The sequence below is a fragment of the bacterium genome (genome assembly GCA_030693325.1).
Classification (GTDB): domain Bacteria; phylum Patescibacteriota; class Minisyncoccia; order UBA6257; family MFKM01; genus MFKM01.
Genome location: JAUYAV010000019.1, coordinates 95,098 through 116,266, shown reverse-complemented (window position 1 = coordinate 116,266; position 21,169 = coordinate 95,098). Strand labels below are relative to the sequence as shown.

General features: G+C 41.9%; 20 protein-coding genes. 4 read left to right on the top strand and 16 right to left on the bottom strand.

The window, feature by feature from the left end; genetic code table 11:
- Window positions 1-41 precede the first annotated feature (41 nt).
- From Q8N22_02625 to Q8N22_02615, 3 genes are read right to left on the bottom strand one after another with little or no spacing between them, the layout of a single operon-like run.
- Complete coding sequence (locus Q8N22_02625; GenBank protein ID MDP3052823.1) at window positions 42-1,049, bottom strand: redox-regulated ATPase YchF; 1,008 nt, start codon at window positions 1,047-1,049, stop codon at window positions 42-44.
- A 24-nt stretch (window positions 1,050-1,073) separates the two neighbouring features.
- Entirely contained in the window at window positions 1,074-2,864 is a 1,791-nt protein-coding gene (locus tag Q8N22_02620) for a glycosyltransferase family 39 protein (GenBank protein MDP3052822.1), read from the bottom strand.
- A 3-nt stretch (window positions 2,865-2,867) separates the two neighbouring features.
- Complete coding sequence (locus tag Q8N22_02615; GenBank protein MDP3052821.1) at window positions 2,868-3,605, bottom strand: hypothetical protein; 738 nt, start codon at window positions 3,603-3,605, stop codon at window positions 2,868-2,870.
- Window positions 3,606-3,700: 95 nt separating this feature from the next.
- On the opposite strand from Q8N22_02615, the gene Q8N22_02610 reads away from it, so the two are divergent.
- The 4 genes from Q8N22_02610 (at window position 3,701) to Q8N22_02595 (ending at window position 8,077) form a co-directional block, all read left to right on the top strand.
- On the top strand, window positions 3,701-4,174 hold the full coding sequence (locus Q8N22_02610) for a type II secretion system protein (GenBank protein ID MDP3052820.1): 474 nt from the start codon (window positions 3,701-3,703) through the stop codon (window positions 4,172-4,174).
- Between the two features lie 15 nt (window positions 4,175-4,189).
- Window positions 4,190-6,661, top strand: a complete 2,472-nt coding sequence (locus tag Q8N22_02605; GenBank protein MDP3052819.1) for a LamG-like jellyroll fold domain-containing protein — start codon at window positions 4,190-4,192, stop codon at window positions 6,659-6,661.
- Between the two features lie 31 nt (window positions 6,662-6,692).
- Window positions 6,693-7,079, top strand: coding sequence for a hypothetical protein (locus Q8N22_02600; GenBank protein ID MDP3052818.1), 387 nt, complete (start codon window positions 6,693-6,695; stop codon window positions 7,077-7,079).
- A 608-nt stretch (window positions 7,080-7,687) separates the two neighbouring features.
- On the top strand, window positions 7,688-8,077 hold the full coding sequence (locus Q8N22_02595; protein ID MDP3052817.1) for a Trp family transcriptional regulator: 390 nt from the start codon (window positions 7,688-7,690) through the stop codon (window positions 8,075-8,077).
- Window positions 8,078-8,169: 92 nt separating this feature from the next.
- Here the strand turns inward: Q8N22_02595 and serS are convergent, their stop codons facing one another.
- From serS to Q8N22_02530, 13 genes are all read right to left on the bottom strand, one after another.
- On the bottom strand, window positions 8,170-9,492 hold the full coding sequence (gene serS / locus Q8N22_02590) for a serine--tRNA ligase (GenBank protein MDP3052816.1): 1,323 nt from the start codon (window positions 9,490-9,492) through the stop codon (window positions 8,170-8,172).
- Window positions 9,493-9,508: 16 nt separating this feature from the next.
- Window positions 9,509-10,924 (bottom strand): lysine--tRNA ligase, encoded by a 1,416-nt coding sequence (gene lysS / locus Q8N22_02585; protein ID MDP3052815.1) that lies wholly within the window; start codon window positions 10,922-10,924, stop codon window positions 9,509-9,511.
- Window positions 10,925-10,943: 19 nt separating this feature from the next.
- A complete protein-coding gene (greA, locus tag Q8N22_02580; GenBank protein ID MDP3052814.1) occupies window positions 10,944-11,402 on the bottom strand; it encodes a transcription elongation factor GreA in 459 nt (152 codons plus the stop codon).
- 8 nt (window positions 11,403-11,410) lie between these two features.
- Window positions 11,411-13,210, bottom strand: coding sequence for a penicillin-binding transpeptidase domain-containing protein (locus Q8N22_02575; GenBank protein MDP3052813.1), 1,800 nt, complete (start codon window positions 13,208-13,210; stop codon window positions 11,411-11,413).
- Window positions 13,182-13,676 (bottom strand): hypothetical protein, encoded by a 495-nt coding sequence (locus Q8N22_02570; GenBank protein ID MDP3052812.1) that lies wholly within the window; start codon window positions 13,674-13,676, stop codon window positions 13,182-13,184. The genes Q8N22_02575 and Q8N22_02570 overlap by 29 nt, the downstream gene beginning before the upstream one ends.
- Complete coding sequence (gene mreC / locus Q8N22_02565; GenBank protein MDP3052811.1) at window positions 13,660-14,325, bottom strand: rod shape-determining protein MreC; 666 nt, start codon at window positions 14,323-14,325, stop codon at window positions 13,660-13,662. The genes Q8N22_02570 and mreC overlap by 17 nt, the downstream gene beginning before the upstream one ends.
- Complete coding sequence (locus Q8N22_02560) at window positions 14,325-15,326, bottom strand: rod shape-determining protein (protein MDP3052810.1); 1,002 nt, start codon at window positions 15,324-15,326, stop codon at window positions 14,325-14,327. The genes mreC and Q8N22_02560 overlap by 1 nt, the downstream gene beginning before the upstream one ends.
- Window positions 15,326-16,579 carry an aminoacyl--tRNA ligase-related protein gene (locus tag Q8N22_02555; GenBank protein ID MDP3052809.1) on the bottom strand — a complete coding sequence of 418 codons (1,254 nt, stop codon included), beginning with the start codon at window positions 16,577-16,579 and terminating at the stop codon, window positions 15,326-15,328. The genes Q8N22_02560 and Q8N22_02555 overlap by 1 nt, the downstream gene beginning before the upstream one ends.
- A 93-nt stretch (window positions 16,580-16,672) precedes the next feature.
- Window positions 16,673-17,686 carry a site-2 protease family protein gene (locus tag Q8N22_02550; protein ID MDP3052808.1) on the bottom strand — a complete coding sequence of 338 codons (1,014 nt, stop codon included), beginning with the start codon at window positions 17,684-17,686 and terminating at the stop codon, window positions 16,673-16,675.
- Between the two features lie 75 nt (window positions 17,687-17,761).
- Window positions 17,762-18,310 carry a ribosome-recycling factor gene (locus Q8N22_02545; protein ID MDP3052807.1) on the bottom strand — a complete coding sequence of 183 codons (549 nt, stop codon included), beginning with the start codon at window positions 18,308-18,310 and terminating at the stop codon, window positions 17,762-17,764.
- A gap of 8 nt (window positions 18,311-18,318) precedes the next feature.
- Entirely contained in the window at window positions 18,319-19,275 is a 957-nt protein-coding gene (locus Q8N22_02540) for a hypothetical protein (GenBank protein MDP3052806.1), read from the bottom strand.
- Entirely contained in the window at window positions 19,268-20,044 is a 777-nt protein-coding gene (locus Q8N22_02535) for a hypothetical protein (protein ID MDP3052805.1), read from the bottom strand. Before Q8N22_02535 ends, Q8N22_02540 begins: the two co-directional genes overlap by 8 nt.
- The gene (locus Q8N22_02530) at window positions 20,044-21,051 is read right to left on the bottom strand and encodes a rod shape-determining protein (GenBank protein MDP3052804.1); all 1,008 of its coding nucleotides are present in this window, start codon (window positions 21,049-21,051) and stop codon (window positions 20,044-20,046) included. The genes Q8N22_02535 and Q8N22_02530 overlap by 1 nt, the downstream gene beginning before the upstream one ends.
- Window positions 21,052-21,169: the final 118 nt, after the last annotated feature.

The window sequence follows — 21,169 nt, the reverse complement described above, 5'->3', positions numbered from 1 at the left end:
AAATATATAAAAATTATGAGATTTACTCAAGACAAACAAAACTAAGAATGTCTTATTTCCATCACATCGCCATCCTGAACTTCATAATCCTTGCCTTCAATCCTAACCAGGCCTTTTTGTTTCGCCTTTACCCAACTGCCGGCTTCCAATAATTTTTCCCAATTAACCACTTCAGCTCTGATGAATTTATTTTCAAAATCGGTGTGAATAACGCCGGCGGCTTCGGGCGCTTTGGCTCCTTTTTTGACGGTCCAGGCCCGGGTTTCGTCTTCGCCGGTAGTCAAAAAACTGATTAGCCCGAGAATTTCGTACGCCTTTTTGATTAGGTCATTCACGTTTTGCTCCATGCCCAAATCCGATATTAAATAATCAGCTTTGAGGGATTTAATTCCGGCTTTCAATTCCTCGGAAACGTCTCCAACCGCGCCGTTTAAAAGATAAATCTGCGGCTTGGAAGTCAAAAGATTCAATTCTTGGATAACCGGTTCGCTTAATAAATCTTTATCAAGATTAACCGCCAAAATATTTTTATTCAGTTCGTCTTGGATTTTTTTAACCGTTTCAAAATCTTTTATTTTTTTATTGCCACCTGTTTTAATTTCCCCTTCCAGTTTTGCGGCTCTTTTTTCAACAATTTCCAAATCTTTCAAAATCAGTTCCGTGTTAACGATTTCCATGTCTTTTATGGGATCAACTCTGTTTTCAACATGGATAATCTCGCCCAACTGAAAACACCTGACGACCTCAACTACGGCGTTTACTTCCCTGATGTGCGACAAAAACTGATTGCCCAAACCCTCGCCTTTATTGGCGCCTTTGACCAGGCCGGCAATATCGTAAAATTCCACCACCGCCGGAATAATTTTTTTTGAAGCGCTTAATTTCGCCAATTTTTCCAATCGCTCATCGGGAACGGGAACCACGCCGACATTCGGGTCAATGGTGGCGAAAGGATAATTGGCGATATTAACTTCTTGTTTTGTTATTAATTTGAATAACGTTGACTTGCCGACATTAGGCAAGCCGACGATTCCGATTGAGAGTTTCATAAATAAATTGTAAATTTAAAAAAATTAAAGTTTATAAACGAATATTGATGTCCCTATCCGGTAATCCGGCTGAAACGGATTTTTGATTTCCTGCAGCCAGCGATATTCGTCTTCAGATTTTCTTTCAAAACCAGGGGCGGCTTTGGCCAAAGCCGATTGCAGAGTATTAACAGAAACAGCCAGCCATTCAATGCCGATGTCTTGAGGATTGCCGCGATTGGACCACCAATTTTCCATTTTATCGCCTAAATAATATTTGGTATCCCCGCCGCCGAAATAATCAACGGCAATTTTTTGAATGCCTTTTTCTTCAACGAAAACCGTCAATCGCTTCAAATCCTGACCCCAATCGTAATTGGAATCCGTCACATAGCGATATCCTCCGAAAACGCCACCGCCGAATTGATTGAAATAAGAAAGATAAAAAGGATAGGCAAAAATCGTTTCCAAAAGATACCAAAAAAGTAAAACGAAAATCAAGGAAATCTTGAAAGAATGTTTCCAAAATTTATTATTTACCCAACTCTTTAATCCGGCGGCCGCCAAAATATAAATAAAAGGCATGGTCGGCAGGATATGGCGGACGCCGATATTCAACTTGCCTTGCATGCTGTAAAGCCAATAAAAAATAATAAAAAAGAGCATCGCGAATTCCGGCAAATGAGTCCCCAGATAATCCTTAAATCTTGAAACATAAAGCATGAAGCATGAAGCTTTAAACTTGATGCTTCTCATAAAATTCCATAAACAAAAAATAAGAGCGATGAAAATTAAAATCAGAGACGGAATCGGCTCTTTCAACAAAAAGACGACCGGGAAATAATACCACCAACCGGCGGCCGAAATTCCTCCCAGAAAATAAGCGGTATTGCCGCCAACGGAACGTTGGCTGACCATTAACACGCCCAAAAGATAGTGCGCCAGCGGCCGGAGAAATTTATCGCCGGCCATTTTAATGTCAATATCGGCAAACAGGCGAGTTTTAAAAGAAGTTAAAATAGATTGGGTATCGGCGACCTGTTTGGAAATCGGATAATTCAAGGTAAAAAGAAAATAAACCAAGTAAACCAAAACGTAACCGATAACAAAAATAGCCGCCAAAAAAAGAAGCTTCCGCCAAAATCTTCTGCCTGCCTGCGCGGGCAATTTGCGGATAGTCCAAACTAAAACCAGCGCAATAAAATAAGGAATTAAAAGCACTGTTGAAAATTTCATTAATTCAGCCACGCCGAAAGCCAGGCCGGCGAAAATCAAATACTTGCCGGTGGGTTTCAGGAGGAATTTGATGAAAAAATAAGTCGCCAGAACTACGCCGAAAGCCGCTCCGATATCGGTGGTGACGTAATGGCCGTGCGCCAAAACGGTAGGCGAAAAAGCGAAAAGAAAAGCCGGCAAAAGCCCCCACCAGCCACCCAATAATTCCCTGGCCCAAATATAAATCAATACAACCAGCAAAAGCGTCAAAAGAATCGGCCCAAGCCGCGCCCAGAAAATAATCCTATCAGCATCGTTGCCGGATTTATAAATGAATTGATTGCCCGCCACCCATTGGTCGTTGATATTATCAGTCCAACTCGGTTGAGTAACCGGAAAAGACAATCCCATAGACATCAAAGGAATCGCCGAGATCGCTTTTATCAAAGGCGGATGTTCGGGGTTTAAACGAAAATCCAGATAGCGCAGATAACTATAACCGGCCGGGATATGAGCTAGTTCGTCCATTATCGCCGATTCCTGCTTTGATACGGAAATCATCGCAAAAAAAGAAACGACAAGAATTAAAATTAAAACGAAAAAAGGAATTTTTTTGGACATTTGTTATTTATAGTATATTCTGTTTTCCACGCGAAAATCAATATATTCCAATTTTCTAAAATTCGGTCGATTGATTAAATCATTTAAAACTTTATCAAAATTTTGAGGCAAAAAACGCAAACTGAAATATAATTTCGGCCCGGTGGTTTCAACGGTTAATTCCTCCAAGTTCGGGTTCTCAATTGAAAATCTGGAAACCGCTAATGAAGAATTTTTTATCTGTTTAATAATTTCTAAAGTATTTTCGGCAAATTGAGAATTATCATAAAATAGCTGGCCGAGCGAAAGCTGTCGGCGGTCGCCTTGCTCGGACACCTTGGAGACAAGAAACCCTTCGGCTTCGGGAGCGGAAGAAAAAACGATTCCCTGCTCGTCAAGCCAATAACAATTGCCGCTGTCCGTCAGACACCACAAGAGCCAGGGCTCGCGTTCTTTCGCGTTAAGAGTAATTATTTTCTCTTGCCAATTTTTTTCTAAACTTAAACCTGAAAGCCAATATAAAGATGCCGGAATGTTTGAAATCTTTGACGGCCAAAAAAGCAGATTTTCCGGACCGAGCCAGGAGCGAATCTTTGAAGTTTTTAATAAATTATCAATTAATACTTCTTTAATTTCTTCAGCTCTTAACGAACCGACAATATCCACTGCAGCTACTTTCAAAAAATGGGAATGAAAAACAAAATAAATAGCGCCAGTGGCTAACAAAATAAAAACAGAAAAAAATATTATAAATTTCAGCATCTCTGTTTAATAATATCCCTTAAACCCTTTTACGCCAAGATAAAAAGCGAAGCGCATCAACGTTTGAAATAAAAAATGTTATAATACCACTATATATGAATAAATCTCAAAAAGGTTTCACTCTTATTGAGCTTTTAATCTATACTGCCATCTTCTCCATCTCCGTCGGGGTCTTCTCCGGAGTTCTCATCACCTTCACCCGGGTCCAGACCCAGACCTCGGCTGATTCCGAGCTCACCCAGCAATTGTCGTTTGTCCAGTCAACTATTCAAAGATTGGTCAGAGACAGCGCCAATATAGAGAACCCGGCCGGAGTGGCTTCTTCCAGTCTGGTCTTGAGAATGGCTTCGTCTTCTTTGGACCCCACCATTATTTCCTCCGATGCCAATGGTATTTATCTGAAGCAGGGCACGGGAGAAACCTACTCCCTGACCAACAGCCAGGTGAAGGTTGCCCAGTTTGAAGCCATCAAATACGAAAACCCCCAGGCCCACGCCATTGTCCAGATCAACCTTTCTTTGACCTACAACAGCCAGAATCCCTATCAGCAGATAACGAGAGCCCTCTAGATCGCCATCGGCAGAGTGAGCGCCGCCACCTTTGACGATAGTTTGATTCCCAATACCAACAATTCTTTTTCCCTGGGTGATGCCACTTACAAATGGAAAGACATCAACATTTCCAATCTCCTCAATGTGGGCCAGCTGATTAACGACCCCGTGGCCGGAGCCCAGAACGGGTCTATCTACTACAATACCGCGAGCAACGCTTTCCGGGGTTACGCGAGCGGCGCTTGGTCTGTTCTTGGAGGCGTGGGTTGGGCCGCTTCTTCCACTAATATCTACAATACCAACGCCGGGAACGTGGGCATCGGGACGGCGAATCCATTGTCAAAGTTGCAGGTGCAAGGGGATACTTACAAACAAGTACAAATTGGAAGTACTGCGGGTGCGTTTGTTAGCTCAAGTTATTTTCCAGATATGACTACCTTGGGTGCTGTAATAAATTTAACAGATGGCACTGATGATAGTTTCAGGCAATCAATATTTTCTTATAACGCTTCAGGTAGAAGAAATTTGGGTATTATGTCTCGCTATGATATTGTTTTTGGAACATTCGCCAGCGCCGATACTGATGCAAGAAAAATGGTAATTTTAAATGACGGCAGCGTCGGCATCGGGACGACAGCGCCGGCTGGACCCTTACATGTAAAAGTAACACCAACATCTTCTGCTACTGGTGGAACAATAACATATATCGGGGGTTACACTATTCATACCTTTACATATCCTGGTGGAACCTTCACTCCAAATGTTTCTAGAAATGTAGAAGTTCTTGTTGTAGCAGGTGGGGGTGGTGGAGGTTCATCAGGTAATGGTGGTGCGGGTGGAGGAGGAGCAGGAGGTTATCAATATAATGCTTCTTTAGCAGTTACTGCGCAAGCTTACACAGTTACTGTTGGTAATGGTGGTGCAGGTGGAGTTGGAGCGTATGTAAAAGGTTCTTCTGGTAATAATTCCGTATTTTCAACTATTACTGCTAATGGCGGTGGTGGTGGAGGGGCTGGGTGGATTGCAGGACAGGATAATAATCTACCTAACGGAGTTAATGGAGGAAGCGGAGGTGGCGCCGGTTATTTCAATTATGGTCCAGCAACTGTAGGAACAGGTAGCCAAGGGTATAATGGTGGTCAGAATGGTTATGCTGGAGGCGGTGCAGGTGGCGGTGGAGGAGGAGGGTCAGCAAGTGTTGGTTCGGCTCCAACAAATAATCCTTTGCATAATGGAGGCGTAGGAGGAAATGGGACAGCGAACTCTATTTCAGGTGCTTCAATAACCTATGCAGCAGGTGGTCATGGTGGTGGAGGTTCTGCGGCAGGTGCAGCAAATAGTGGAAATGGTGGTGATGGTCGGTATGCAACATCACCAGGCTATGCTGGTGGTTCAGGCATCGTCATCGTCAGATATCTTACGCCTACTGCAGTTGACGCCCTTGTTGTAAATTCCTCCGGCAACGTCGGCATCGGGACAATTAACCCGGGTTATATATTAGACGTGGCCGGATTGATAAACGCTCCCCAAGGATTGCAGACAACGGACAGCTACAACAAGTTATTACTCCATATGGAGGGTTCGGGAACTTCCTTCAGTGATTCGGCAACAGGCAAAGCCGTTACCGCTGTTGGCTCTGCCACCCAAACCACCGCTCAGTATAAGTTTGGTTCAAAAAGCGCCGTGTTCAACGGAAGCACGGATTATCTTACTGTTCCAGATAGTGCTGATTGGGATTTTGGTACTGGAGATTTTACTATTGATAGTTGGGTAAAATTTAATAGTGTATCTGGTTGGGCTGGCTTTGTAGGTCAAGGCGTTTCTGACCCATATTTCTATTTTGGAGGATATGGTGGTGAGCAAATATCTTTTTATTCAATAAACTCAGGTGTAGTTGCTAGTGTAGGAGGTGCGGTAACCTATACAACTAATGTTTGGTATCATTTTGCAGTTGTAAGGAATGGCGACAATTTAAGAATATTCAAAGATGGAATACAGGTAGGATCAACAACTACAGGATTAGGAACACTCCCTAATTCTGCATCCGTTTTAGTTATGGGTTCGACTGGTGGAGCAATGTATCTTAATGGCTGGATAGACGAAGTCCGTATCTCCAAGGGCATCGCCCGCTGGACTTCTAATTTCACTCCTCCAACCGCGCCTTACGGCGTGATAACTGCCAGTGATTTGAGTGTTAGCGGCAACGTCGGCATCGGGACGGCGAGTCCGGGGGCGAAGTTAGATGTAAACGGTGCTGCGATTGCAACTAGTTTTAATAGCAAAACATTGAGTGGCACGGGGTTGACGTGTACTGCAGTCACTACTGACTCGGCAATAGGTACCTATACTTCTGCTACATGTCCAGCTGGATATAGCCTAACAGGATGTGCTCCAGGAGGAGAAGGCCAAACTGCCATGCCCGTCGCAGATGGTTGTAATTGCTATACTTATAGCGGTGGCGGGTACGGTAATAAGTGTATAGCTATTTGTTGTAAAGTTAATTAAAAATTCTGGCAACGTCGGCATCGGGACGACGGTGCCGGGATACATTTTAGATACTGTCGGAAGAATAAGGACTCGTGGTACGGGCGGGAATGGCGGTGGTATATGGTTTACAGAATCAGGAACTCCAACAACTGATACAGTTTTTATAGGCCGTGGAGGTGACGCAGAAGATTGGACAGGATTTTATTCAGGTGGATGGAGAATGGCAGTATTAGATAACGGCAACGTCGGCATCGGGACGGCGGGGCCGAGTTATCTTTTAGAAGTAAATGGAACACTGCGAGCAAATGATTATTACTCGGGAGACGGAACGCAAGGTTTAACCAATAGCGCTTCATATTGGCTTTGCGCAGATGCCACTTGTACTACCAAATGCCAAGCAACTATTAAAGATGGTCTTATCACGGGGTGCCCATAAAATTTTTCTATTGAGATTGAATCTCAATAGTTGACTTAAGTATAAAAATTTTTACATTATCGAGGTCGAACCTCGATAATGTTTAGAAGCGATTCAAAATTGTCCCGATTTCATCGAGGTCCGATGACTCGCGACTCCTGTCGGAGACTCTCGACAAAGTCGGAGCAAATCCATCGTAATCTACGAAGCTGATATACTTAAGTATATCAGTGTAGGAGTAGAGATTCTTACGAGGTTAAACCTCGTAAGAATGGATTATTCCTCCTTATTCCAAAGTTAAGTTTTTATATCCTCTAAATCCATCTCTTTCAGCCAACTTAGATCATCTTTTTTAGATTGTTCCGGCCCCTCAAAAAATTCTAGAAGAAAATCTCTTTAATGCTGATATACTTAAGTATATCAGCATATGACTCTCTTTTTGATTGGAGTATTTGATTAAGGCGTTGGATTAACTTATCGGTGTTGGAACAAATCCGATATTTTTATTTATTTTTATTTTATATTTTTTTCAACAGTGTTATACTTAAGTATATCGCTTAACACATCATTTGATTGGGTTTTATTCTTAAATTAAGCCACGGTGATATACTTAAGTATATCGTTTCAATATGTCCACGACCTGTAAAAAATATTTTGATAAAAAATTCAAGGAAGATATTTGGACGCGGTTTTTGCGAGAGATTAAAAATATAAAAAATTATGAAGAATTTGACGCTTTTTCGGATAAATATTTTACTCCCCAAGAAAAGATTGTCTTTGAAAAAAGATTGGGTATTTTTTATTTTTTGGAGAAAGGATTAAGTTATAGAGAAATCAGTAGAGAGTTGGCCATAACTTTGAAAACCATAAGTTTTGTCAAAAGTGGGTTTAAGAAGCCAAGAAAAAGAATCATAAAAAAGAATTTTAAATCAAGAGAATTATTGGATATTGAGGCAAGGAAGGGGAAAAAATACAAACCATTGCTTCCAAGCTATAAAGGCGCCCAAAGCATTATTTAGTTTTCATGATATACTTAAGTATATCGCTCTAGAAATATAGACCAAACCCATTGCTGTGGCTCTACCTAGGAGAATTAAACTATCAAAAATTCCTACTTTAGCTTCTCAAAATAAAAACTCAAAACCTTGGGAATGTTTATAGCGCCTTCTTTGGTTTGATAATTTTCAATAATGGAGAGGATGGGCCGCTGGGAAAAAACCGTGCCGTTTACCATATGAACAAAATTCGTCTTTCCGGCTTTGTTTTTATAACGGGTATTTAATCTTCGCGCCTGATAATCGGTGCAGTTGGAAGTGGAATGGGTTTCGCGGTAAATATTCTCGCTCGGGAACCACGCTTCAATGTCAAATTTTGAAGCGGCCGGCGCGCCCAAATCGCCGGTGCAAATATTCATTACCCGATAAGGAATTTCCAGTTCCTGCATCAAGGCCTCCTCAATCGCCAAAAATAATTTATGTTCTTCTTTGGAAGTTTCCGGAGTAGTGAAACTGAACATTTCCAGTTTATTAAACTGATGAACTCGCAAAATGCCTTTAGTATCTTTACCGTAAGAACCGGCTTCACGGCGAAAACAGGTAGAAAATCCGACATAACGTTTAGGCAACTCGTTTTCTTTAAAAGTTTCGTCCTGGTGCATCGTTCCAAGCGACTGTTCCGAAGTGCCCACTAGATAAAGATCGTCTTTTTCCAAATGATAAATTTCATCGGCGGCCTGGTCCAGATAGCCCATCCCCCACATTGATTTCCGGTTGATTAAAACCGGCGGTATAACCGGAATAAAGGCCTTTTTGGAAATATTAAGATTATTTTTCTTGATTATTTCGGAAATAAAATCTTCGTCAAGAAGGCGTTTTATCGCGAAATTGATTAAAGCGAACTCCAAAAGAGCGGCCGTGCCCAGAAGATAGCCAAAACGGCTACCTGAAACCTTGGCGGCTCGCTTCACGTCAATAATGCCGAGTTTCTCGGCCAAAGAAAGATAATCCTTGGGAACAAAATCTCCACCTGCGGCGGATCCGCCTTTGGCGGAAAATTCAGGTTTTTTACCGACTTCCTTTATAACTTGATTTTCGGTTTCGTTTTTTCCCAACAGCGCATCGGCATCAGGTAAATTGGGTATTAAATTAAGCTTGGCTTGACGGCGTTCCTCTAAATCTTTTTTGTCATCCTCCAGTTTGATTAATTGTTTTTTTAAAATTTCCGCTTTGCTGAGCAAATCATCGGTCTGATGTTTGGCCAATTCCGTGTTATTCAAATTATGCTCCGAGCGCAATTCGTCAATGGCCGCGACTTTAGTCCGCCAGTCCTCGTCCAGCCGCAAAAAAGAATCCACCAATTTAGGGTCAGCTCTTTTTTTGGCGATTCCTTCTTTAACCAACTCCGGATTGTCTCTGATAAATTTTACGTCTAGCATATAATTAAATAAATTATTATTTGCCTTTAAGCATCGGGAAACTGATTATTTCTCTGATGCCGTGACTTTCCGTTAAAATAGCCACTAATCTGTCAATTCCTATGCCCAAGCCGGCGGCCGGCGGCATTCCGTATTCCAAGGCCTCAAGAAAATCCTGATCAACCCGTGACAATTCCTGGTCGCCGGCCAGATATCTTTTTTCCTGTTCTTCCAAGCGGCGACGCTGTTCTTCGGGGTTATTCAACTCAGAATAGCCGTTAACCAATTCCCAACCATTAACCACCAACTGGAATCTTTCAACCAAATGAGAATCTTTTAAAGAAGATTTGGCCAAGGGGGAAATAGCCGCGGGATAATCAATAATAAAAGTGGGATTGATTAGTTTGGGGCAAATTTCTTTTTTGAAAATTTCGGCGGCCTCTTCGGGATTTAGATTTGAAAGATTACTCCGTTGCGAAGATTTGATGAACCCAGCACCACTTTTATGTATAAAGTGGTGCGGGGTGAATTTTTTCAGAACTTCATCAAAAGTGAAGGTCTGCCACGGATGATTAAAAACCGTTGATTTTAATTTCAAACTCTTGACCAGTTTCAACAAAATTTTCTTGGTGAATTTCATTAAAGAGCTGTAATCCTGATAAGCCCAATAAAGTTCCAACATGGTAAATTCGGGATAATGTTCGCGGTCTATTCCTTCATTGCGGAAATTCTTGCCGATTTCAAAAATTTTTTCAAAACCTCCGACCAATAATCTTTTGAGATACAATTCCGGGGCGATTCTTAAGTAAACGTCTTCGCGCAAGGCCTCCCAACGCGTTTTAAAGGGCTTGGCTTTGGCGCCGCCAGGCATTGGCTGAAGCATCGGCGTTTCCACCTCCAAAAATCCATCAGCCCAAAGCAATTTCCGGAGTTCGCCGGTTATCTCCGAGCGTTTTTGCAGACGGGTTTTAACTTCGGGATTCAAAAGTAAATCAAGATAGCGGCGGCGAAAACGCTCTTCGGCGTCTTTAAGACCGAACCATTCGGTCGGCAAAGGCCTTAAACTTTTACTGATAATCCGGCCGGAATTCACGGCCAAACTTTTCTCCCCTCTTTTGGTTTTGAAAAGTTTGCCTGAAACTTCAACAAAATCACCAATGTCCAAAGTTTCTTTAAAAGAAACAAATTGTTTGGTTTGCTTTTCGTTAAATACCAATTGGAATCGGCCGGTTTCATCTTCCAAGTTGGCAAAAATTATTCCGCCCTGATCGCGCCAAGCCCGCAACCGCCCGACCAAAAATAAAATCTTTTTGCTTTTCTCCCAACGATTAAAATTTTCCAAAACTTCAGCTGTTAAAGCCGTCCGCTTTGCCGAAGAAGGATAAGGATTAACTCCTTGTTTGAGAATTTTTTCTAATTTTCTGCGTCTTTCTTTGATAATATCTTCTAACATGAATTCAATATTTGAATTTTTATCCTATTTTTATGATTTTATATTCAGCCAGTCCAACCGGGGTCTGCGCTTTTACTATATCATCTGATTTTTTCCCTAAAAATGCTTTGCCTAAAGGCGATTCGTTGGAAATCAGGCCTTTGCCTGGCTTGCTGTCTTCGGGGCCAACGATGGTGTAAGTAAAAAACTGGTTACCCTTTTGGACTTTAATAGTGGAACCGATCTTGACTGTATCGCTTTGGCTGGGTTTGTGAATTAAAGCCGCTTCGCGAATCATTTCTTCCAGCTGGCCGATCCGATGCTCTAATAGCACCTGGTCTTCGCGGGCGCTGGTAAATTCCGAATTCTCCGAAAGATCTCCCATTTCTTTGGCTTGTTTAAGCCGCTCGGATATTTCTTTCCGGGCGTTGGTTTTCAAATCAACCAATTCATTTTTCAGCTCCACTAGCCGTTCTCTAGTTAAATAAACTCTTGTCATAATAAAAATTATTTAATAATTCGGTTTTCATAATACCACCTAAAAACATCCTTGGCTATAGGAACAACGTTCAAACTGCCTTCCCTGGCATTTTCCACTAAAACCATAATAGCTACCTGCGGGTCTGGCACTGGACCATAACCGACAAACAAAGCGTTGACTTTGGTATTGAAATTAATCTGGGCGGTTCCGGTTTTAGCGGCCGTCACAAAAGGCAAATCATTTAAAAGATAAGCCGTGCCGTAGGGCTTTTGAGTGGCATCAATCATTCCTTTTTCCACCTCGGAAAAATCCGCTTTTAAATAACTAAGGTCTTCAATTGTTTTTGATTCGGTTTGAGCTATCCGAGGCTGGTATATTTTACCGCCATTGGCAATAGCTGTAATGTGATTAACTAACTGCAAAGGAGTGACTAAAAGGTCGCCTTGGCCGATGCTTACGTTGTAGGTGTCGCCCAACCGCCAATCAGAAGAAGGCACTGGCAGAACTCCCGCTTTTTCGCCGACTAAATCAATATTGGTTTTAGCGCCCAAACCGAAACGCTGCCAATAATCGCGGAGTTTGGTAATTCCCAAACCGTTAATGTCTTCCAAGCCGCCGCCCAAAGCGTAAAAATAAATATTGCAAGAACGCGCTATGGCTGAATAAAGATTAACCCAGCCGTTCGCTTTCCAGTCCAAAAAAACACTCGGCTGGTCGGGATGATAAGGATTGGGAATTTCAATCCGGCCGGAGGAAAAAATTTCTTTTTTGGTGTCAATAATTTTTTCATTAAGAGCGGCGACGGCTACCAAAGGTTTAATTGTTGAGCCCGGAGCGTAAAGGCCGGCGATGGCCCGGTTGAAAAACGGCTGATTCGGCTGATTTAAAGAATCAACAATATCGTTAGCATCAAACCCCGGCACGCTGACCATAGCCAAAATCTCGCCGTTTCTCGGGTCAATAGCTATCCCCACTCCGATATCCCGGCCTAATTTTTTTAATTCTTGCTTTAAGCGATTATAAAAATAATTTTGAAGATCGGCGTCAATAAAAGTTTTCAACGGCTGACCGGGTTCCGATTGTTTGGTCAAATTTTCAGCCAAAATTTTCCCTTTGGCGTTTCTAAAACTGGTTATCATGCCGTTTTCGCCTCTTAATTGATTATCATAATAGGCCTCCAAACCGCTTTTACCCACCAAGTCATCGCTCACTAAATCAGGGTCAATAGTAAGGTCGTTTTTGGTGACCAAACCGACATAGCCCAATAAATGACTGAAAGCCTCAGAACCCTGGTAATCCCTTTGCCAATCGTTTTCAATTTGTAATCCGGCTAAATTAGCGCCTTGTAAGGCAACAGCCTTGCTTTGGGGCAAATCACTAGCCAATAAAATCCGATTGGCGAATTCCAGGTCGGATTCCTTAAAAATTTTATCCAAAGCTCCAGTCGCCAAATTTAAAATCTCGGCGATTTTGTTTAAAGCCGTTTTTTTCTCTGTCCCGTCTTTTGGCAATTGCGAAGGCACTAAAACCGCGTTAAAAATCGGTTTGTTCTTAACCAAGGGTTTGCCGTAGCGGTCAAAAATTATCCCCCGTTCGGATTTCTGAACGTCAATCTCGCTGATGTTGGCCAAAGCGCGCCGCTGATAAAAATCCGCTTTAAAAACATTTAAAGAAAAAAGGCGGCTGGCGGCTGTTAAAACCGCCAAAAGAATAACCAAGAAACAAATTCTAAAAACGACCGGCTTGACCGGTACCTCCAATAAATCATTCACCGCCGCCCTGTCGGTTAAAATATCTTCAAGATTTAATTCGGTTTTCTTTTTCATAAAAAAAGTTTGTAATTAAAAAAATCGCTGAAATTCCCAGGGTCATATTATAAAACAGCTCCGCGATAATGGCTATCGGATTAGAAATCAGATAATGGAAATTTATTATCAAATAAAATCCTAAAGTTCCCGAAAAAATCAGAATCAAGGAATCAAAAAACACATTTCCGGTCAGGAATTTTTTGAGCAGAAAAGCCGCTAAGCCCAAACCCGCCGCAATAAAAATTCCTTTCGGCCAGAAAGGCAAAAAAACAAACGACAGTAAAATAACTGTAAAAATAAAAAATAAAAATCCTAAAAATTTCCTTTCCAAAATTACGCCCAAGATAATAATCAGAAGAATCAAATTGGGATTAATCCCTCTGACGGCGAGAAAATGACTGGCTTGGAAGACGAAAGCCAAGATAATAAAAAAAGCCCAAGATAATATTTTAAGGACGCTAAGCGTGTTAGTTGATTCCTTCATAACCGGATATGATTAAAACCTTTCCCAGTTTATTCGGGTCGTAATCGGTTATTAATTTCGCCTGTTGTAAAGAAGCGGCGGGTCGAGGGGTTATTTCCGATACCTTGCCCACGAAAAGACCCAAAGGCAAATCAGGAGAAGCGCTGGTGACTGCATCGCCGAGATTTATTTTGGAATCGGCCGGAATGAGCTGCAGAATCGGCTGGCGGCCGCCGACTAAAACCGCTTCAACTCTCATCTCTCCAATCTTAACCTCGCTTTTCCAATCGGGCGAAAAAATTGTCCGAACCTCACTGACATCAGCTTTCACATTTATAATTTTCCCCAAAAAATAATTTTCCACCGTTAAAACCGGCCAACCGACCTTGACTCCATCTTTAGAGCCAACATCAACAATCAACGTCTGATTGTCGTCAAAAGGGTAGCGCAAATAAACCTGGGCCGTAAGATACGGCTGGGATTTTAGATTTAATTTATTTTTTAAATCATTAACTTCCTGCCGCAAGCCCTGATTTTCCAACCGCAAATCGGTCAAAATCTGACTTGAAAGATTTATTTTATCCAAGCCGAAAAAAATGTTTTTTTGATAGAAAAAAAACAAAAATAAAACTGCTAAAAGCAAAAAAAATATAATATATTTTTTGGTCATTATGAGAGCAACAAGTCCTGATACTTTTCAAAATTTTCCGCGATCAAGCCAGTGCCACGAACCAAACAATTCAGAGGATCGTCCACTATTTGGACATTAACCGCGATTTCCTTCCGGAAAAATTCATCAATTCCTCTTAATAGACTGCCGCCGCCGCAAAGATAAATGCCGTTTTTATAAATATCCCCCACCAATTCCGCCGGCGCCGATTCGATCACTTTTTTGACTGTTTCCGCTATTGTCCGCAAAGAACGATTAAGGGCGGCTCTGATCTGGGTGTCCTTCACCACGATTTCTTTAGGCAAGCCGCTTGAAATATCCCGACCTCGCGCCACCACTTCCAGTTTTTCCGACTGGGGCATAGCCGAACCTACGCCAAGTTTTATTTCTTCGGCGGTGGGTTCTCCGATAATCAACTTAAATTCATCACGAACGAATTTTATGATTTCCTCGTTAAACTGATCGCCGGCCACTTTCAGACGCTCGGAAACCACCAAGCCATTCATTGAAAGAATAGCCACGCCGGTCACGCCCGCGCCGATATCCACTATCAAACGGGCGGTGGGTTCGTTGATTTCCAAACGGGAACCCAACGCCGCCGCCACCGGCTGGGGCACTAAAAAGACGCTGCTGGCTCCGGCATTTTTGAAAATATCCTCCACGGATTTTTGCTCCACTTCCGTCAAATTAGTGGGGATACTGGCGATAATCCGGGTGGCTAAAGACCAAGGCATGTTTTTCAAAAACTGGCGGATCATTTCCTGGGTAATGTCAAAATCGGAAATGACGCTGTTAACCAACGGTTTGACGGCGCTGATATGGACGGGCGTCCGGCTGAACATTTTCCGAGCCGACTCGCCGACGGCAATCACCCGATTGGTCCGATTATTGAAAGCGACAATTGACGGCTCGTTTAAAACGATACCTTTATTGGCCAGGTAAACTCTGGTGTTTGCCGTGCCCAAATCAATGCCAATATTTTTTTGAAAAATTCTTAACATTATTTATCTTTATTTATTTTCTTAATAATTTGCTCTAAAGTCAAAATTTCAACTTCCTTTTTATCTCTCATTTTAATTTCCACTTTGTCATTGGCCAAAGTTTTTTCGCTGACTACCAAACGCCATGGAATGCCGATAAGGTCGGCATCGGTGAATTTTTCGCCGGCCGAAACTCCCTCGCGGTCATCATATAATACTTCAAACCCGGCTTTTTCCAAACCCTGATAAATTTTTTCCGCGAACGCCCGGAGAGGTTTTTTGGCCTCGCCGATTTCCAAAAGATGAACGTCAAACGGAGCGATTTCTTCGGGCCAGATAATGCCTTTCTCGTCATTATGGGCTTCAACAATAGTTCCCATCAAGCGCGACAAACCAATACCATAACAGCCCATAATTACTGTTTTATTCTCCCCTTTTTCGTCTTTAACGGACAAAATAAACGGAGCGCTGTATTTTGTTCCCAGTTTAAATATATTGCCGACTTCTATCGCTTTTTCCTGGCGAAAATCTTTTCCTCCGCAACCCTGGCATTTTTCATTTTCGGTTTTTATTTCTTTATTTACGGCTAAATCGCATTTATCGCAAATATAAATTTCGTCTTCGCCGGCCGGGCTGATTGTCTGAAATTCGTGGGAATATTTGGAAAAACTGCCGCCGGAAGCAACGGTTATAAAAGTTTTGTCGCCGATTCCAACCCGTTTAAAAATTTTTTTATAGGCCTCGGCCGCCTTTTGATAATAATCGTCAAGATCTTCCTGGGATAAATGAAAAGAATAAAGGTCTTTCATAAGAAATTCCCGGCCGCGAATCAAGCCGGATTTAGCGCGCAATTCCATTCTAAATTTATTTTGAAACTGATAAAGATAAATCGGCAGGTCTTTATAGGAATTAATGAATTTTTTAACGAGCGGCGAAATTATTTCTTCATGAGTGGGCCCCAGCGCGAATTCCCGTTCGCTTTTATCTTTAACCTTGTACAAATCATCCATTGTTTCCCAGCGTCCGGTCGTCATCCAGTTTTCTTTGGGTTGCAAAGACGGCATAAAAAGTTCCTGGCCGCCGATGGCGTTTATTTCCTCGCGAATGATGTTTTCAATTTTTTTCATTACCCGCCAGCCCAAAGGCAAAAAAGTGTAAACACCGGCCATTAATTTATCAACAAAATTCGCCCGGATTAAAAGCCGAGCGTTCAAGCTAGTTTCATCTTTGGGATATTCTTTTTGGGTTTTAAAAAATAATTTTGATTGATACATATAAATTTTATTATATAAGATTTCCTACTTTTTGTATTCTACCAAAAAATCGCCTGCTTGGCGATTTTAGAATACCTTAGAATGACAAAAAAATTAGAACAACCCCTTTATATCCTTGAACATTATAAAAACCATCAAAAGCAAAAGAAAGCCAAAACCAAAAGTATTAATTGAATTTCTTATCCGAGCCGGAATCGGCGAACCTTTGAATTTTTCAATCAAGACAAAAAGCAAATGGCCGCCGTCCAAGCCCGGAAAAGGAAGAATATTGAATACTGCAAAGCCCAAAGACAGAAAAGCCATAATCTGCAAAAGATAACCAAACCCGATTTTGCCCATTTGGGCCGCCAAAGCCACGGCACCCACCGGACCAATTAAAGCGTCAAGAAGTTCCGGTTTTGTGAAAATCTTGCTAACTAGCCAATATAAACTATAGAAACTCAACCCGATGACCTGGCCGGTGTATTTGGCCGCTTCCCATAAACTTTTAACAAAAGGCAGCGCCGGCGTACCGGCGTCAACAAGAGTCACGCCTATTGACCCTTCGCCGGCCGGCGGATTTTTACGGCTACCCACTAAAATATCCATATTTTTTCCTTCGCGATTTATTTTTAAGGTAAAAATTTCTCCCTTATAGGGACTGACAAAATCAATAAACTGCTGGCTGGAAAAAGGAGCGTTTAAGGTTTCATTTTGATAAATTATAGAGAGAACTTCATCGTTTTGTTGAATCCCGGCTGAAGCCGCTGGCGAATCGGAAGCGATGTCAGCAATCAACACTAAGGGTTTACTGCCAATCATGAAAACAAAAACAAAAAACACCCAGCCCAAAATAATATTGACCAAGATACCACCGATTAAAATCAGCACGCGGCGACCGGCGGGCTGGCTCTCAAAACTTTCTCCATTAATTTTATTAAAACCGCCAAAGGGCAGCCAATTTAAACTATATTCGGTTTCGCCGATTTTTTTAGCAAAAATTCTCGGCGGAAAACCAAACCCGAATTCCTCCACCGGCACTTTACAGATTTTAGCCAGTAAAAAATGCCCCAGCTCGTGGGAAAATAAAATTATTGAAAGAAAAAATATAGATAAGATGATAGTCATGGTTATTTATTAATTTATTGCCTAAATTTCAATTGGCTAATTACTCAATTACAGCAATTACTGTAATTACCGTAATTAAACCTCCTCCAGTTCTTTAATTTTTTTATCCAAAATATTTTCTATTTCCTGATTGACCGAGTCAACGTTTTTCTGAATTTCTTCTTTGAGTTTGAATTTCTGGTCTTCATTTAATTCTTTAGCGTCAAATGAACGCCCAATTTCTTTATTGACTTCATCGCGATTATTTCTCAACTGAATTTTGAAAGTTTCTCCGATTTTTTTAACGGCTTTTACCAATTCCTGGCGCCGTTCTTCATTCAAAGGCGGCAAATTGATTCTGATGAGCTTGTCTGTGTAATTAGCCGATAAACCCGAATTTTCAACGGCCTTAACAACGCCGGGAATGGCGTTTTTATCCCAGACATTAATGTCAATTTCCCGCGGCGGAATGATACTGATAGAGCCCAATTGCTTAATTAAAAGAGATTGGCCGAAATAATCAACTTTCAAATTTTCCACCAAGGCCGGGCTGGGCCGGTTGCCCCGGACAACGATTATTTCTTTTTTGAAATTTTCAATTAATAAAACTGTTCCTTTTTTAAATTTTTCCAGAATTCCTATCATTACATTTATTATAAACTATTTCCGTCTCCGGTGCCTACTATAATCCGGCCATTACTTCCCAGGTTAAGAGAAGAAATCTGACGGTTGGGCACGTCTAAAATCAGCTGCCAGTTCTTGCCGGAATTGACGCTCTTATAAAGCTTGTCAGCCGCGGCTAAATAAATATTACCTTGACTGTCCGGCAAAATGGTTTTGATGGGATTTTTGGCGACAACGGTCGTTAAATTAGCTCCAAGCAAAGAAGCGGTATAAGCCGACTGGCTTGGTTGTTGTTCGCGCAAAAGGGCGAAATCGTTTCCCGAAACACTGCCTTTCCAAATTTCTTTAGCTCTGGTGGCCGCATAAATTGTAGTGGAGCCATTTACAACCACATCGGTAATCGGCGACCCTAAAGCGGCCAATAATCTGAATCCTGAATCATTTAAGGAATAGCTGATTACTCTGCCATCGGAAAGCCCGAAATAAAGATTGTCGCCGGAAGAAGTTAATTTATAAGCCACCGCTTCTTTGGTGTCAAAAATTTTTTTCAGAGTGAAGAAACGGTCGTCGGTTTGATAAATTCCCCCTTGGCCGTTTTTGAAAAGAGAAATAAAAAACCGGTCTGGTTTGGCAACGGCTTGCTGTATCTGATAGACCGCGGCTTTGGTTAATTGACCCTCCAAATCAGAATAGGAATACCAATGATTGCCCTCGTCGCGACTCATAAAAAGCCCCTGGTCGGTGGCGGCATAAGCGAAAGAAAAATTTTGCCCGTCGGTTTCAAAATCATAAACCGTCGGAGTAAAATTTCCAGCCCAATAAGTTTGATTAAAATTTTTCCCGTTATCATTGGAAACAAAAACTATCGGCGAAAGCTTGGTTTGAATAAGAGAATCAAAACCGAAAAAAGCCGTGAATTGTGGCAATGTGTATAAGACAATTCCAAGAGTCGCTACGCAAATTATTACAGGGAATGCTTTATTCATGATTTATTATCTGTTGAATAGCTTTATATTGCAATTTTGGATTCAAATTATATCTCTTCACCAATTCTTCTCTTTCTAAAAGCCAGTTTAATTTTGATGAATTTTTCAAAATATTTTTGCGCAAGGACAAAATTAATTTTTCAAGATATTTTGAAAGGGATTCCGGTTCGGAATCAGTTTTTGAAGATGGTGTTTGAAGCGATTGAATTGCTCTCCCAATTCTGCCGAAAGATTGCCCGGCTGTCAAAGCCGCCCGGCTTGCATCAATCTTTAATTTTTCTTTCAAATATTTTTCAATTGATTTTTGTTTAAGCCGCGGAAAATAAACTTTGACGAACCTTGAGGCCAGGGTCGGAGGAAAAGCCGAGGTCTCGGCGGCGATAAAAATAATCAAAGAAGATTGAGGCGGCTCTTCAATAATTTTCAATAAAGCGTTCTGGGCTTCGGGAGTTAAAGATTCAGCCGAATCAAAAACCGCGCTCCGGTAGGCAGAAACAACCGGCCGCTGATAAAGAAATTTTTTTAATTCCCGGACAGCGTCAATGCCGATGGAACCGGATTCGTCAGGCGTAAAAAATTTAGCGTCAATCAGCGGGCGGGCGCCAGTCGGCGAAACAAATTCGCCATTTTCCAAAAAATTTACCAAAGCGCCGGCGAAAGTGAACTTGCCGATTTGCGGTTCGCCAAAAAATAAATAGGACTGCCGTAAATTATTCTCTTTGATTAATCTTTTAAATAATTCAATTTTGTCTTCCAGGCCGTACAGCATTAAAGTTTAGAAAGCAGTGTTCTTTTATAAATATCCAGATGCTCTAAAATTACTGACGTTCCCTTAGCCACGCAATAAAAAGGATCTTCGGCAATATACGTGGCTACTCCCAGGTTTCTTCGGAAAAATTCATCAATATTCCGGAGCTGAGCCGTTCCGCCGGAAACAATAATCCCTTTTTCCATAATATCAGCCACCAATTCCGGGGGTGTCTCATTGAAAACTGCCTGCACTGAATCAACAATATCATCAAGATGGGGGTTGATAGCTTCAACGATTTCGTTGGAATTAATAGTTAAATCTTTGGGCAAACCGGTAATCAGATCGCGGCCCCGGATTTGCATAGTCAATTTAACGGGGTTGGTCAGGGCGGATCCGATTTCAATTTTAATGGTTTCCGCGGTGGATTCTCCGATGGCTAAAGCATATTTCTTTTTAATGTAATCCATAATGGCCTGGTCAAAATGATTGCCCGCCACCCGGCGGCTGGCCCAAGTCACGATGCCGCCCAAAGAGATAACCGCCGTTTCGGTTGTGCCGCCGCCCAGATTGATAATCATATTTCCTGAAGAAGAATTTATCGGAATATTGGCCCCTAACGCGGCTAAAAGAGGTTCTTTAACCAAATAAACTTCCTTGGCGCCGGCTTCGCGCGCGGCGTTCATCACCGCCCGTTTTTCGGTTGAAGTAATGCCGGCGGCAACCGAGATGACCACTTCAGGTTTGAAAATATTAAAACGGCCGATGGCTTTGGAAATAAAATATTCCAGCATCGTTTTGGTGATGTAATATTCGGCAATCACGCCGTCTTTCAACGGCCGATAAGTGACGATATCGCCAGGCGTCCGGCCTACCATTTCTTTCGCTTCCAAGCCGACCGCCAGCACGGCGTTGGACGGCTTACTTAAAGCCACCACCGTGGGCTCGTTAATCACCAATCCCTTGCCCGGAACAAAAACCAAAGTATTGGTTGTTCCTAAATCAATGCCGAGTTTGCGAGTAATCATTTAAAGTCAGCATAAAATAAATAAACCAAGAGGTCAAATAGTGAGAGGCTAAGACTTTCGCAATTGCCTTGAAGAATATCCCGCAGGCGTCCAAAGATTGGTCTCCGCCAAAGCGGAG

What these genes read in the sequence shown, in the direction of transcription:
- Q8N22_02540 (MDP3052806.1), bottom strand. Translation starts at nt 19,275, where the DNA reads ATGAATAAAGCATTCCCTGTAATAATTTGCGTAGCGACTCTTGGAATT.
- Q8N22_02610 (MDP3052820.1), top strand. Translation starts at nt 3,701, where the DNA reads ATGAATAAATCTCAAAAAGGTTTCACTCTTATTGAGCTTTTAATCTAT.
- mreC (MDP3052811.1), bottom strand. Translation starts at nt 14,325, where the DNA reads ATGACCAAAAAATATATTATATTTTTTTTGCTTTTAGCAGTTTTATTT.
- serS (MDP3052816.1), bottom strand. Translation starts at nt 9,492, where the DNA reads ATGCTAGACGTAAAATTTATCAGAGACAATCCGGAGTTGGTTAAAGAA.
- greA (MDP3052814.1), bottom strand. Translation starts at nt 11,402, where the DNA reads ATGACAAGAGTTTATTTAACTAGAGAACGGCTAGTGGAGCTGAAAAAT.
- Q8N22_02570 (MDP3052812.1), bottom strand. Translation starts at nt 13,676, where the DNA reads ATGAAGGAATCAACTAACACGCTTAGCGTCCTTAAAATATTATCTTGG.
- Q8N22_02625 (MDP3052823.1), bottom strand. Translation starts at nt 1,049, where the DNA reads ATGAAACTCTCAATCGGAATCGTCGGCTTGCCTAATGTCGGCAAGTCA.
- lysS (MDP3052815.1), bottom strand. Translation starts at nt 10,924, where the DNA reads ATGTTAGAAGATATTATCAAAGAAAGACGCAGAAAATTAGAAAAAATT.
- Q8N22_02575 (MDP3052813.1), bottom strand. Translation starts at nt 13,210, where the DNA reads ATGAAAAAGAAAACCGAATTAAATCTTGAAGATATTTTAACCGACAGG.
- Q8N22_02545 (MDP3052807.1), bottom strand. Translation starts at nt 18,310, where the DNA reads ATGATAGGAATTCTGGAAAAATTTAAAAAAGGAACAGTTTTATTAATT.
- Q8N22_02555 (MDP3052809.1), bottom strand. Translation starts at nt 16,579, where the DNA reads ATGTATCAATCAAAATTATTTTTTAAAACCCAAAAAGAATATCCCAAA.
- Q8N22_02615 (MDP3052821.1), bottom strand. Translation starts at nt 3,605, where the DNA reads ATGCTGAAATTTATAATATTTTTTTCTGTTTTTATTTTGTTAGCCACT.
- Q8N22_02595 (MDP3052817.1), top strand. Translation starts at nt 7,688, where the DNA reads ATGTCCACGACCTGTAAAAAATATTTTGATAAAAAATTCAAGGAAGAT.
- Q8N22_02535 (MDP3052805.1), bottom strand. Translation starts at nt 20,044, where the DNA reads ATGCTGTACGGCCTGGAAGACAAAATTGAATTATTTAAAAGATTAATC.
- Q8N22_02560 (MDP3052810.1), bottom strand. Translation starts at nt 15,326, where the DNA reads ATGTTAAGAATTTTTCAAAAAAATATTGGCATTGATTTGGGCACGGCA.
- Q8N22_02530 (MDP3052804.1), bottom strand. Translation starts at nt 21,051, where the DNA reads ATGATTACTCGCAAACTCGGCATTGATTTAGGAACAACCAATACTTTG.
- Q8N22_02620 (MDP3052822.1), bottom strand. Translation starts at nt 2,864, where the DNA reads ATGTCCAAAAAAATTCCTTTTTTCGTTTTAATTTTAATTCTTGTCGTT.
- Q8N22_02550 (MDP3052808.1), bottom strand. Translation starts at nt 17,686, where the DNA reads ATGACTATCATCTTATCTATATTTTTTCTTTCAATAATTTTATTTTCC.